Annotated in this window: 11 protein-coding genes; 8 read left to right on the top strand and 3 right to left on the bottom strand. The window is 66.9% G+C overall.

Annotated features, from left to right (window positions below):
- Positions 1-29: 29 nt before the first annotated feature.
- Positions 30-1,166, bottom strand: coding sequence for an AMP-binding protein (locus LOC57_RS02345; RefSeq protein WP_229957842.1), 1,137 nt, complete (start codon positions 1,164-1,166; stop codon positions 30-32).
- A gap of 7 nt (positions 1,167-1,173) precedes the next feature.
- The gene (locus LOC57_RS02340; protein WP_227912645.1) at positions 1,174-2,127 is read right to left on the bottom strand and encodes a 1,4-dihydroxy-2-naphthoyl-CoA synthase; all 954 of its coding nucleotides are present in this window, start codon (positions 2,125-2,127) and stop codon (positions 1,174-1,176) included.
- 158 nt (positions 2,128-2,285) lie between these two features.
- Here LOC57_RS02340 and LOC57_RS02335 point away from each other — a divergent pair, with 158 nt between their 5' ends.
- The 8 genes from LOC57_RS02335 (at position 2,286) to LOC57_RS02300 (ending at position 13,090) form a co-directional block, all read left to right on the top strand.
- Positions 2,286-6,005, top strand: a complete 3,720-nt coding sequence (locus LOC57_RS02335; RefSeq protein WP_229957840.1) for a nitrate reductase subunit alpha — start codon at positions 2,286-2,288, stop codon at positions 6,003-6,005.
- The gene (narH, locus tag LOC57_RS02330) at positions 6,005-7,798 is read left to right on the top strand and encodes a nitrate reductase subunit beta (protein WP_229957838.1); all 1,794 of its coding nucleotides are present in this window, start codon (positions 6,005-6,007) and stop codon (positions 7,796-7,798) included. Before LOC57_RS02335 ends, narH begins: the two co-directional genes overlap by 1 nt.
- Positions 7,795-8,493, top strand: a complete 699-nt coding sequence (gene narJ / locus LOC57_RS02325) for a nitrate reductase molybdenum cofactor assembly chaperone (protein ID WP_227912648.1) — start codon at positions 7,795-7,797, stop codon at positions 8,491-8,493. Before narH ends, narJ begins: the two co-directional genes overlap by 4 nt.
- A gap of 137 nt (positions 8,494-8,630) precedes the next feature.
- Positions 8,631-9,383, top strand: coding sequence for a respiratory nitrate reductase subunit gamma (gene narI / locus LOC57_RS02320; RefSeq protein WP_227912945.1), 753 nt, complete (start codon positions 8,631-8,633; stop codon positions 9,381-9,383).
- Positions 9,384-9,409: 26 nt separating this feature from the next.
- Positions 9,410-10,642, top strand: a complete 1,233-nt coding sequence (locus LOC57_RS02315; RefSeq protein ID WP_229957836.1) for an MFS transporter — start codon at positions 9,410-9,412, stop codon at positions 10,640-10,642.
- 40 nt (positions 10,643-10,682) lie between these two features.
- Positions 10,683-11,423, top strand: coding sequence for a histidine phosphatase family protein (locus tag LOC57_RS02310; protein WP_229957835.1), 741 nt, complete (start codon positions 10,683-10,685; stop codon positions 11,421-11,423).
- Entirely contained in the window at positions 11,398-12,285 is an 888-nt protein-coding gene (locus LOC57_RS02305; RefSeq protein WP_227912651.1) for an NAD(P)H-hydrate dehydratase, read from the top strand. Before LOC57_RS02310 ends, LOC57_RS02305 begins: the two co-directional genes overlap by 26 nt.
- Positions 12,286-12,331: 46 nt before the next feature.
- Positions 12,332-13,090 carry a CPBP family intramembrane glutamic endopeptidase gene (locus LOC57_RS02300; protein WP_229957833.1) on the top strand — a complete coding sequence of 253 codons (759 nt, stop codon included), beginning with the start codon at positions 12,332-12,334 and terminating at the stop codon, positions 13,088-13,090.
- A gap of 110 nt (positions 13,091-13,200) precedes the next feature.
- On the opposite strand, the gene LOC57_RS02295 is transcribed toward LOC57_RS02300, so the two are convergent.
- Positions 13,201-13,635 carry a VOC family protein gene (locus LOC57_RS02295; RefSeq protein ID WP_227912653.1) on the bottom strand — a complete coding sequence of 145 codons (435 nt, stop codon included), beginning with the start codon at positions 13,633-13,635 and terminating at the stop codon, positions 13,201-13,203.
- Between the last annotated feature and the right edge of the window lie 11 nt (positions 13,636-13,646).

Raw genomic sequence — 13,646 nt, 5'->3', positions numbered from 1 at the left:
TTCGGTTTTGGAGAGTTGTACCCGGCGGTTCAGTGCCGTGCGGCGGCGAGCAGCCGCAGCAGGGTCATCCGGTCCGCCTTGCCGTTGGGCAGCAGGGGCAGGGATTCCAGCAGCAGGACCACCTTCGGCACTGCCGCAGCGCCCAGCCGGGCGCGGACGGCCTCACGGACCAGTTCAGGGTCAACACTGCCAACGACGGCGGCGCCCACCCGGGCGCCCCACTCGGCGTCCTCGAGGCCCAGGACAAAGGCCTGTTCCACCCCGGCCACGGTTTCGACCGCTTCGGCCACCACCTGCGCGGAAACCTTGACGCCGCCGCTGACAATTACGTCATCCAGCCGGCCGGATACGCTGACCCGTCCCTCGCCGTCGACCGTCCCGGTGTCATCCGTGCGGAACCAGCGTCGGCCGGAGTTGAACCGGAAACGGTCCCGGGTAAGCTCCGGACGGCCCATGTACCCGTCGGCGAGCACGTCACCGGCTATCCACAGCCGGCCGTCTTCGCGGATCACGTCGACGCCGGGCAGCGGAAGCCCGTTGTAGACGCAGCCGCCGCAGGTTTCGCTCATGCCGTAGGTGGTGACCACGTTCAGCCCAAGGCTGCCGGCCTTTTCCAGCAGCGCAGCACCGGCCGGAGCTCCGCCGAGCAGGATCGCATTGAAACGCCGCAGCACGCGCAGCGTCTCCGGGGCAGGATCCTGCAGCAGCCGGTGCAGCTGGGTGGGCACCAGCGAGGTGAAGCGGTTGCGGTCCGTCATGTCTTCGGCGGCGCGGGTGAAGACCTCCGCGGTGAACGGGACGGACAGGTCCATAAAGACCGGCTGAGTCCCGGCGTAGAGGGACCGCACCAGGACTTGGATGCCGGCAATGTAGTTCACCGGCAGGGCCGCCAGCCACTGGCCGTCCGCTTCCAGCGCCACCGCAGTGGCCACGGAGGAGGCGGCCAGGGCATCGCTGCTGAGCATGGTCTGCTTGGGGGTGCCGGTGGACCCGGAGGTGCTGATCACCAGGGCAATGTCGTCATTGGGCAGCTCGCCCTCGAACGCCTGGCCCGGGTCGGTGTGCGGCGCGACGGCGGGGCCTTCCCCGGCCAGCGCGTCGGCCAGCGGGGCAAGCAGCATGCCGGCGTCGAAGCCGGGCCTGATGAGGACTGGGAGCAGTTCCAATGCGGTCCTAGAAGTAGTAGGGGAATGAGGACCAGTCCGGGTCGCGTTTGGCCAGGAATGCTTCCTTGCCCTCCACCGCCTCGTCCGTCATATAGGCCAACCGGGTGGCTTCGCCGGCGAAGACCTGCTGCCCGGCCAAGCCGTCGTCGGCCAGGTTAAAGGCGAACTTCAGCATCCGGATGGCCTGCGGGGACTGCCGGGCTATATCGGCAGCGTACTCCAACGCCGTTTTTTCGAGGTCCTCGTGGTCCACGGCTTCATTGACCGCACCCATGGCCACCATGTCCTCGGCGGAGTATTCACGGGCGAGGAAGAAGATTTCGCGGGCTTTTTTCTGGCCGATCTGCCGGGCGAGCAGGGCCGAGCCGTATCCGGCGTCGAAGCTGCCCACTGTGGCGTCGGTCTGCTTGAATTTTCCGTGCTGGCGGGAAGCGATGGTCAAATCGGCAACCACGTGGAGGCTGTGCCCGCCGCCGGCGGCCCAGCCGTTCACCACGGCAATAACCACCTTGGGCATGGTGCGGATGAGCCGCTGGACTTCCAGGATGTGCAGCCGCCCCGCGCGTGCCGGGTCAATGGTCTCCTTGGTTTCCCCTTCTGCATAGCGGTAGCCGTCACGGCCGCGGATCCGCTGGTCGCCGCCGGAGCAGAACGAGTGGCCGCCGTCCTTGGGGGAGGGGCCGTTGCCGGTGAGCAGGACGGTGGCGACGTCGGGGGTCATCCGGGCATGGTCCATGGCCCGGTACAGTTCGTCCACGGTGCCGGGGCGGAAGGCATTGCGTACCTCGGGCCGGTTGAAGGCAATCCGCACGGCCGGCAGGTCGCGCAGGACGGCGCCGTCGGCGTCGCGCTCCACCTGCCGGTGGTAGGTCATGTCCTGCAGGTCTTCGAATCCGGATACAAGACGCCACTGCTGCGGGTCGAAAATATCGGACACCTGTGCTGGAAGTTCTGTGCTCACAAACCGAGTTTATCGCCCGGCGCGGTTCGTTCCCGACAACCCGGGCAGCCCGGAACGCACCGCAACCCTCCCGTGCACCGGGCGGTGTTGCCGGCCGCAGCCGCTTAATCCGCTGCACCCCTGTTCTCTGCAGGGCATCCTGCTCCAAGGTAGTAGCTATGGCTGGCTCCGTTCCGGGGATAGATGGCCCCGCATCAGATGCAATGCTCAAGTTTGGCCGGTTCTTCACCCGATGGGATGAAACCGATGACGGCCGGGCGGTTTTCCGCGAGGGCGGCCGGGAGGGGGACGCCTTCTACCGCAACCGGTGGAGCCACGACAAGGTGGTGCGGTCCACCCACGGGGTGAACTGCACGGGCTCCTGCTCCTGGAAGGTCTACGTCAAGGACGGGATCATCACCTGGGAAGCGCAGGAGACCGACTACCCCTCGGTGGGCCCGGACCGCCCCGAATACGAACCCCGCGGCTGTCCGCGCGGTGCGGCCTTCTCCTGGTACACGTATTCCCCCACCCGGGTCCGGTTCCCGTACATCCGCGGAGTGCTGCTGGAAATGTACCGGGACGCCAAGGCCCGCACAAAGGATCCGGTGCTGGCGTGGGAAGAGATCATCAACGACCCCGAGCGCCGCCGAACCTACCAGCAGGCCCGCGGCAAGGGCGGGCTGGTGCGCTCCAGCTGGGTCGAGGCCCTGGAGATGACGGCCGCCGCGCACGTCTCCACCATCAAGAATTACGGGCCGGACCGCTGCACCGGGTTCTCACCCATCCCTGCCATGTCCATGGTCTCGCACGCCGCCGGGGCCCGGTTCATCAACCTGATCGGCGGGGTGATGAACAGCTTCTACGACTGGTACGCGGACCTGCCGGTGGCCAGCCCGCAGGTTTTCGGCGACCAGACGGACGTCCCGGAATCCGGCGACTGGTGGGATGCCACCTACCTGATGATGTGGGGCTCGAACATCCCGGTGACCCGTACCCCGGACGCGCACTGGATGGTGGAGGGCCGGTACCGGGGCACCAAGGTGGTTTCCGTCAGCCCGGATTACGCGGACAACACCAAGTTCGCCGATGAATGGCTGCCGGCCGCCGCCGGTTCCGACGCGGCGCTCGCCATGGCGATGGGGCATGTGATCCTCAAGGAAAACTTCGTGGACCGGAGGGTTCCGTTCTTCGAGGACTACGTGGTGCAGTACACGGACCTGCCGTTCCTGGTTCACCTGGAGGAACGGGATGACGGGACGGTGGTGCCGGGAAAGTTCCTGACCGCGGCGGATCTGGGCCGCAGCCAGAAGAAGGTCTCGGACGCCGCTTTCAAGACCGTGCTGCTGGACCGTGATGCCGGCACCCCGGTGGTGCCCAACGGCTCCGTGGGTTTCCGCTACAACGAGGCCGACGCCGGCAAGTGGAACCTCGACCTGCAGGGCGTGGTGCCGGCCCTGTCGGTGGTGGATGCCTCCTCCTACGGCCAGCAGGTTAGCCGCGTGGACCTGCCCGCCTTCACCGATCCGTCCGGCGTCGGATCGGTGGTGCAGCGCGGAGTGCCCGTGCTGGAAGTGGCCGGCCGGACCGTCACCACCGTCTTCGATCTGATGCTGGCGCAGTACGGGGTAGGCAGGGACGGGCTGCCCGGCCAGTGGGCCGCCGGCTACCAGGACGCCGCCACTGCGTACACCCCGGCCTGGCAGCAGGAAATCACCAATGTGGGTGCCGAAGCCGTCATCCGCACTGCCCGGGACTTCGCGGCCAACGCGGAGAAATCCAATGGCCGGTCCATGATCATCCTCGGCGCGGGCATCTGCCAGTGGTACCACGGCGACGTCACCTACCGTGCCATCCTGGCCATGCTGATGCTGTGCGGATGCCAGGGCCGGAACGGCGGCGGCTGGGCCCACTATGTGGGACAGGAGAAGTGCCGGCCCATCACGGGGTGGGCGGCCATGGCCTCTGCGGGGGACTGGAACCGGCCGCCACGGTTCATGGTCGGCACCGCGTTCTGGTACATGCATACGGACCAGTTCCGTTCCGACGGGTATTCTTCGGACGCCATGCAGTCCCCGCTCGCCTCCGGGCACCTGCGCGGAATGCACACCGCCGACGTCATTGCGAAGTCCACCCGGATGGGCTGGATGCCGTTCTTTCCCCAGTTCGATGCCCGGAACTCCCTGGACGTTGCCGACGACGCCGCCGCCGCCGTCGCGCGCGGTGAAGCGGATACCGAAGCGGGGTGGGTTGCGCGGCAGCTGAAGGAGGAAAAACTGCGGTTTGCCGTGGAGGATGTGGACGCCCCGGGGAACTGGCCGCGCACCCTGATCCTGTGGCGTTCGAACCTCCTGGGCTCCTCGGCCAAGGGCGAGGAATACTTCCAGAAGCACCTGCTGGGCACGCTGAACAACGTCATGGGCAAGGACCACGCCGACGCCCGGCCCAAAGACGTGGTGTGGCGCCAGGACGCCCCGCAGGGGAAGTTGGACCTGCTGGTGTCCGCGGACTTCCGGATGACCAGCTCCACGCTGCTTTCCGACGTCGTGTTCCCCGCCGCGACCTGGTACGAAAAGTACGATCTGTCCTCCACCGACATGCACCCGTACGTCCACGCCTTCACCCCGGCCATCGCCCCGCCCTGGGAAGCGAAAACGGACTACGACCTGTTCCGGTTGCTCGCCGAGGAATTCTCCCGCCAGGCGGCCACGCACCTGGGGGTGCGCAAGGACATGGTAGCCACGGCACTCACCCATGACACCCCCGGGGAAATCGCCCAGCCCGGCGGGCACGCGCCGGATTGGAAAGGCACGGACATCCCGGCGGTCCCGGGGCAGAATCTGCCCTCGCTCGCCGTGGTTGAACGGGACTACACCGCCATCGGGGAGAAGTTCACCGCTGTCGGCCCGCTGGCTGAGAAGCTGGGCTTCACCACCAAGTACGTCAAATACGATGTCTCCCGGCCGCTGGTCCAGCTGGCCCGTAAGCACGGCGTCTTTGACCGGGGAGCGGCAGCGGGCAGGCCGGCAGTGGATACCGATGCCCGGATGGCCGAAGCGATCCTGCTGCTTTCCGGCACCACCAACGGGGAACTGGCGGTGCAGGGCTTCCGGACCCTCGAAAAACGGACCGGGATTCCCCTGGCGGACCTGGCCGAAGGCGCGGAGGACCGGCAGATCACCTTCCGGGACACGCAGGACCGGCCCACACCGGTCATTACCTCCCCGGAGTGGTCCGGTTCGGAGACCGGCGGCCGGAGGTACGCCCCGTTCACCATCAACATCGAACGGCTCAAGCCTTTCCACACACTGACCGGACGGATGCACTTCTTCCTGGACCACGACTGGATCCAAGACATGGGTGAGGCGCTGCCTGTGTACCGGCCGCCTCTGGACATGCACCGGCTGTTCGGCGAGCCCGCCCTTGGTACCCGCGGCGAGTTGTCCGTGGCCGTACGGTACCTGACGCCGCACAACAAGTGGTCAATTCACTCCGAGTACCAGGACAACCTGCTGATGCTCTCCCTTTCCCGCGGCGGCACCTCGGTGTGGATGAGCGAGGAGGACGCCGCCCTTATCGAGGTCTCCGACAACGACTGGGTGGAATGTGTAAACACCAACGGTGTCCTGGTGGGCCGGGCCATCGTGAGCAGCCGAATGCCCGCGGGGGTCTTGTACGTCTACCACGCACAGGAACGGATCATTGACGTGCCCAAGTCCGAAGCCACCGGCAGGCGCGGCGGCATCCACAATTCGGTGACGAGGATCCTGGTTAAACCCACACACATGATCGGCGGCTACGCGCAGCTGTCCTGGGCCTTCAACTATCTCGGCCCCACGGGCAATCAGCGCGACATCGTCTCCGTTGTCCGCAAGCGTTCCCAGGAGGTGGCCTACTGATGCGCATCATGGCCCAGACCGCAATGGTGATGGCACTGGATAAGTGCATTGGCTGCCATACGTGTTCGGTGACCTGCAAGCAGGCGTGGACCAACCGCGCCGGCACCGAATACGTGTGGTTCAACAACGTGGAAACCCGTCCCGGGCAGGGGTATCCCCGCCGGTACGAGGACCAGGAACGGTGGAAAGGCGGCTGGGAACTGAACAGCCGCGGGAAGCTGAAGCTGAAGGCCGGCGGACGGCTGGCCAAACTCTTCGGCATCTTCGCCAGCCCGGTCCAGCCGGAGCTGAATGACTACTACGAGCCCTGGACCTACGACTACGAGAACCTGATCAACGCCCCGGCCGGCAAGGACTTCCCGGTGGCCCGGCCCAAGTCCCTGATCACCGGCGAGAACATGAATATCCGCTGGTCCGCCAACTGGGATGACGACCTGGGCGGTTCGGAGCGCACCAACCGGCAGGACCCGGTGCTGCAGAAGCTGCGCAGCGAGGCCGAGGAGAAGGTCAAGGCGGACTTCGACAACACGTTTATGTTCTACCTGCCGCGGATCTGCGAGCACTGCCTGAACCCCTCCTGCATGGCCTCCTGCCCGTCCGGAGCCATTTACAAGCGCGAAGAGGACGGCATTGTGCTGGTGGACCAGGACCGCTGCCGCGGCTGGCGGCAGTGCGTCACCGGCTGCCCGTACAAAAAGATGTACTTCAACCACCGCTCCGGCAAGGCCGAGAAGTGCACCTTCTGCTATCCGCGCATCGAGGTTGGTATCCCCACGGTCTGCGCGGAAACCTGTGTGGGCCGGCTGCGGTACATCGGGATTTTCCTGTATGACGCCGACAAGGTCACTGAGGCCGCCTCCACCCCCAACGTTCAAGACCTGTACGAGGCACAGTTGGACCTGATGATGGACCCCAATGATCCGGAAGTGGTTGCCGGCGCCCGGGCAGAGGGGATCCCGGAGGACTGGATTGACGCGGCCCGGCGCTCGCCGGTCTACGCCATGGCCAAGACGTTCCGGGTGGCGCTGCCGCTGCATCCGGAATACCGGACCATGCCCATGGTCTGGTACGTGCCGCCGCTGTCCCCGATTGTGGATGTGCTCAACGAGCAGGGGCACGACGGCGAGAGCGCGGACAATCTTTTCGGCGCCATCGAGGCGCTGCGGATACCGGTGGAATACCTGGCCGAACTGTTCACCGCCGGGGACACCGACCTGGTGACCGGGGTGCTGCGCAAGCTCGCTGCCATGCGCGCCTACATGCGCGACATCACCCTCGGTGACGCTCCCGACGAGCGGATTGCGGCCGACGTCGGGATGGCAGGTGAGCAGATTGTGGCTATGTACCGGCTGATGGCCGTGGCCAAGTACGAGGAGCGGTACGTCATCCCGACCGCGCACCTGGAGGACGCCCACAACCTCGAGGAAATCGGCTGCTCCCTGGATGTGGAGGGCGGGCCGGGCATGGGACAGACCGGGGTGTTCGGTGAAGCCTCCGGCCGGCCGACGCCGGTGGCGGTGGAAAACTTCGACGCGCTGCAGGCGCGGCAGCGCGGGGAGGACCCCACCGGAAACGGCAACCTGGGCGGCCGGGTGAACCTGCTCAACTGGGACGGGCGGGGAACACCGCGCGGACTGTTCCCCGCCAACAACAACCGCGGGGCAGCGGACGCAGACGCCGCCGAGGGCAAAGGCGCGGGGTACGACCAGGCCGAAGGCGACGGACCGGCGTCGGACTCCGGCGGGCGGAACGGTCCCGAGCCGCCCTCCTCCGGACCGGGGGTCCGCCCGTGAGCCTGCTGGAGAAGCTGCTGGGCAAACCGGGCAAGGGCACGCTGGCCCCCGAGCCGTACGCTGACCAGCACCCCGCGCGCAGCCGGGCCATTCGGCAGGCAGCTGCCCTGCTGCTGGAGTATCCGGACCGGCAGCTGCTGGACCTGGTGCCGGCCATCCGCTCGGCCCTGGCCGAAGCCGGCGCCGGCAGCAGCGAGCTGGACCCGCTGTTTGGCTGGTTCGCCGACACGCCCCTGCGGGACGTGCAGTCGGCCTACGTGCAGGAATTCGACCTCTCCAAGCGGCACAGCCTGCACCTGACCTACTGGACCGACGGCGACACCCGGCGCCGCGGCGAAGCGCTCGCAGCCTTCAAGGAGATCTACCGCTCGCACGGAGTCCTGCCCGAGGGCACCGAGCTCCCGGACTACCTGCCGCTGGTGCTCGAGTTCGCCGCCAAAGTCTCACCGCAGGACGGCTACGAGCTGCTGCAGCGCTACCGGCCGTCCGTGGAACTGCTGCGCCTGGCCCTGCGCGATGACGGGCTGCCCCATGAGGGTGTGCTGACCCTGCTGTGCACCACGCTGCCCGGTGTCTCTCCCGAGGATGCCGCTGCGGTGATGCGTACCGCGGGCTACGGGCCGCCCACCGAAACCGTGGGCCTGGAACCCTACAGTTCGCGGCTGCTGCCGGTGAGTGAAAGGAACAGCCCATGATCGCAGCGGATCTGCGGGCAGAAATGCCGCAGGCAACCGTGCCGGAAGCAACCGTGCCGGAAGCAACCGTGCCGGAAGCAACCGTGCCGCTGGACGTGCCGCCGCCGGGGAATGTGCAGGTGGGCCTGGACGACGTGATGCTCTGGGGAGTGCTGCCCTATCTGGTGCTCGCCGTCCTGATCCTGGGCTCCATCTGGCGCTACCGGTATGACAAGTTCGGCTGGACCACCCGGTCCTCCCAGCTGTATGAATCCCGGCTGCTGCGCATTGCCTCGCCGCTGTTCCACTTCGGCATCCTCGCGGTGATTGTGGGTCACTTTGTGGGACTGGTGATTCCCAAGACCTGGATGGACGCCATCGGGTTGAACGAGGACACCTACCATTTCTTCGCCCTCAGCGTCGGGACCCTGGCCGGCATCGCCACCCTGGTGGGAATCGTGCTGCTGATCTACCGGCGCCGCACCACCGGTCCGGTGTTTATGGCCACCACCCGCAACGACAAGCTGATGTACATCTTCCTGCTCGCCGCAATCCTCACCGGGCTGGCCACCACCGTCTTCTCCGTCTTCGACACGAACATCGTGAATTACCGGGACACTGTGTCGCCCTGGTTCCGGTCGATCTTCATCCTTCAGCCGGACATCCTGGGCATGACCGCGGCCTCGGTGTCCTTCAAGATCCACACCCTGTTCGGCCTGGTGCTGTTTTCCCTCTGGCCGTTCACCCGGCTGGTGCACGCGTTCACCGCACCGCTGCAGTACCTGTTCCGGCCCTACATTGTCTACCGCTCCCGGGGGAAGCGGCCTCTTCCCGGTGCTGCGCCTCCGCCCCGCGGCTGGGCGCCGGTGGGCACCCCTGACCGCGACCGCCGCGGCGTTCCGCGGAACTGAGTTCTCCCTCCTGAAGGCAGGCACCCATGTCTACAGCATCCACCTCGCCGGCCGCAGGGGCGGACCTGAAATCCGGCCAGCTGCGGAACCTGATAGTCGCGACCATTGCCTCCACAGTCGGCTTCTGGGCCTGGACCATCATCGGGCCGCTCTCCAGCCGTTACGCCGCCGACATGGACCTGGGCGCAGGCCAGACCTCCATCCTGGTGGCCATGCCCATCCTCGTCGGTTCGGTGGCCCGCATCCCGGTGGGTGCCCTGACGGACCGGTACGGCGGGCGGATCATGTTCACCGTCATCCTGGGTGTCACCGCGCCCCTGGTGCTGCTGACCGGAATAGTGGGACGGCTGGGCAACTTCCCGTTCCTGGTGGTCATCGCCTTCTTCCTGGGCATTGCCGGGACGGTGTTCGCCATCGGTATCCCGTTCTGCTCGGCCTGGTATGACCGCAGCCGGAAGGGTTTCGCCACCGGTGTTTTCGGCGCCGGGATGGTGGGCACCGCCGTGTCCGCCTTCTTCACCCCAAGGCTGGTCGACGCCGTCGGCTACATGGGCGCGCACATCACCATCGCCGTCGTGGTGGCCGTCATGGCCGTGATCAGCTGGCTTGTCCTGCGCGAGTCCCCGGCCTGGTCCGCCCCCACGGAACCGGTGCTGCCCAAGATCACCCACGCCTTCACGCTGCGGGTCACCTGGCAGCTGTGCTTCCTGTACGGGGTGGTGTTCGGGGCTTTCGTGGCGTTCTCGAACTATCTGCCCACGTATCTGGGCAACGTGTACGACTATGACGCAACCGCGGCCGGGACCCGGACCGCCGGGTTTGCGGTGGCCGCCGTCATTGCCCGGCCCATTGGCGGGACTATTGCGGACAAGGTGGGGCCGAAGCTGGTCACCCTGGCCTCCCTCGCCGGAACGGTGGTGCTGGCCGTGATCGTGGCACTGCGGCCGGAGGAGGAACGGGTGTACGGTACCGCGTTCATCCTGATGGCGCTTTTCCTGGGGTTGGGCACCGGCGGCGTATTTGCGTGGGTAGGGCGTGCCGCCCCGGCGCAGGACGTCGGCACCATTGGCGGGATCATTGCCGCCGCCGGCGGGCTTGGCGGATACTTCCCGCCACTGGTTATGGGGGCCACCTTTGATCCGGAAAGCCGCAGTTACTTTGTGGGACTGCTGCTGCTGGCCGCTTTTGCCGCCGTCGCGTTCCTGCTGACCTTTACGGTGCGCAACGGCGGGCGGGTGGATGAACGGACGCGTACCTGAAAACCGGTGTCCGGCCGGCGGCGGGCGTACAGTCGGGTGCATGGGTGCAACCGAACTGATCCTGATCCGCCACGGCGAGAGCGCGGGCAACGTAGCCGCCACCCGCGCCGGACGTGTTGGTGCCGAACGTATTGATATTGCCTGGCGGGACCCGGACGTCCCGCTCAGTCCCGACGGCGAGGCGCAGGCCGCGGCGCTGGGCCGCTGGTTTGCCGGGCTGCCCGCCGGGGACCTGCCCGATTCGGTGTGGTGCTCGCCGTACCTGCGGGCACAGCAGACCGCCGAACTGGCCGGACTGCCTGGAATAGCCGGGCCGATGCGCCTCGATGAACGTCTCCGGGACCGTGAACTGGGCGTGTTGGACCTGCTGACCAGTGCCGGCGTCGCCGCCCGCTACCCGGAGGAAGCCGAGCGCCGGGCCTGGCTGGGGAAATTCGTGTACCGGCCGCCGGGCGGGGAGTCCTGGGCCGACGTCGCCCTGCGGTTGCGTTCCGTCTTCCGCGACCTCGACGACGAGGAGGACGGCAAGCGGGTGGCAGTGGTCTGCCACGACGCAGTGATTATGCTGATCCGCTACATCTGCGAACGGCTGAGCGAGCAGGAACTGCTGGATCTCGCTGCGGCCAACAGCGTTCGCAACGGCTCGGTCACCCGCCTGGTGCGGCCGTCCGGAACCGGACCGTGGAAAGCGCACACCTTCAACAGTGTGCTCCACCTGCAGGACAGCGGAGCACCCGTTACCGAACATTCTGGAGATGAGCATGACGTCCACCCCCGCTAAACTCGTTACCCCCGCACTGCTGCGCGACTGGCAGCTCTCCACCGACACTGCCGGGAAGGAGGAGCGCGGCACCGTAGTGGTGATCGGCGGGGAACGCCGCACCCCCGGAGCCGTGATGCTGACCGGCCTTGCGGGCCTGCGCGTGGGCGCCGGCCGGCTGACCATGGGCGTGGCGGACTCCGTTGCCGTGGCCGTAGCCGTTGCCATTCCCGAATCCGGCGTGGTGGGACTCGCGGAAGCCGACGGCGGCATAGACGGCGGTGCCGCAGGCGGGCTTCTCGCGGCGGACCTGGAGTCTGCAGCTGCGGTGGTGATTGGCCCGGGAATGGCCGACGCCGAACAGACTGCGGCCCTGCTGCAGTCCGTGGTGCCGCTGCTGGGGGAGAAGACCCGGGTGGTGCTGGATGCCTACGCGCTGGGTGTGCTGCCCGGCCAGCCGAAGCTCGCAGAGGCACTGGCCGGACGGCTGGTCCTGACCCCTAACCGCACAGAGATCCTGCACCTGCTGGGGGATGAAGACGCGGACGAGGAGTCCCTTGACCTGGCCGAAGCCTCGGCCGAGGTGGCCCGCAAGTATTCGGCCGTGGTCACCGCGCAGAACCTCATCACGGCGCCGGACGGTTCCAGCTGGGAAGTGCCCGCCGGGAATCCAGGCCTGGGTACGTCCGGTTCGGGTGATGTCCTGGCCGGTGCGGTGGGCGGTTTCCTGGCTCGCGGTGCCACGCCGGAGCAGGCCGCATGCTGGGGCACCTACCTGCATGCCGTGTCGGGGGACCGGCTCTCGGCGTCGCGCGGCCCGCTCAGTTTCCTGGCGCGCGAGCTGCTGGAAGCCATGCCCCCGGTGATCGCGGAGCTGAACTAGGGGGAGCAGGCTGCCCGGGGCCGCTCCGGGCTCCTATCCTTAACTGATGACAGCTAACGAATACCGGGCCCCGTCCGGCCGCCCGCCGGCGCAAATCCCCTGGCTGGCGTACCGCTTCACCCGCAGTGATGCCGTGGCGGCGGGCTACTACGTCCTGTTCCTGCTGTTGCTCAGCTTTGTGCCGATCGACATTCCGGGCCTGTCCGCGCTGATCCCGGATCCGCTGGTGGCCGCATATGTGATCAACCTGGCCTTCTACGCGGTGGGCGGCGTCCTGGCCCTCATCGCAGCCCGGGCCTATGTGGCACGGGAAGCAAGGATCCTCGCTACCCGGCCGGTCCTTTCAGCGGCGCTGATTCCGATCGGCGTGATCCTGACCATCATCGCTTCCATGGTGGGCCTGATCATCACCGGCGAGGCGGAGACCGCCGTGAACCAGGAGGCCGTGCAGGGCCTTGTGACCGAGATGTCGCCCTGGCTTGTGGTGCCCCTGGTGGTGGTGCTGGCGCCGTTCGTCGAGGAGTACATTTTCCGCCACCTGCTGATCGGCAAGCTCAGCCGCTACTGGAACACCTGGGCCTGCTGCATCCTGTCGGTCCTGTTGTTCGCCTCCATCCACATTGTGGGCAAGGAGTCGCTGTCCCTGCCGGTACTGATGCCCTATCTGGCCACCGGCGCCGTGCTGGTGGGCATGTACGTGTGGGCCGGGAACAACTTCATGCTGTCCTACGGGGTGCATGCCGCGAAGAACCTGCTTAGCGTGGTGATCATCTACGCTGTGCCGCCGGAGCTGCTGCAGCAGTAGGGTCTCACGGCTGTTTTAGAGGATCCGCGGACGCCCTCTGTACAGCTGATGCGGGTATTGGCCCTTCCAAGCCGCATCAGCTGTACAGAAGCTGGAAGAGCAGGTGCGCGTCAGCTGATGCAGAACTCGTTGCCCTCGGGATCGGCCATCGTGTACCAGGAGTGCGGGCCCTGACTGGCCTCGTACAGGAAGGATGCACCTCGACCTTCCAATGCGGCCCGGGCTTCGTCCTTGTCCCTGCCCTCCAGCCGCACATCCAGGTGGATTCGATCCTTGACGGTCTTGGGCTCGGGGACGGGCTGGAACAGGATGCGCAGCCGGTCCTCCTGTCCCACCTGATCGGCAGGGCAGATAGCTGCGCCGTCACGCCAGACCCGGACACCGTTGTGCTCAATCACGTCCTCGGGTTTTGCGAAGCCCTGGTCCAGCAAGGACGAGATGAAGCCCTGGTCCGTGGGCTCCAACGTCCAGCCCAAGGTTTCCGCCCACCAATCGGCCTGAGCGTGGGCATCGGTGCAGTCTACGCAGATCTGTATGTTCGTCATGGCCCAGAGCC

Source organism: Arthrobacter sp. zg-Y750, from assembly GCF_020907365.1.
Lineage (GTDB): Bacteria > Actinomycetota > Actinomycetes > Actinomycetales > Micrococcaceae > Arthrobacter_B.
This window is presented reverse-complemented; position numbering and strand designations above follow the sequence as displayed.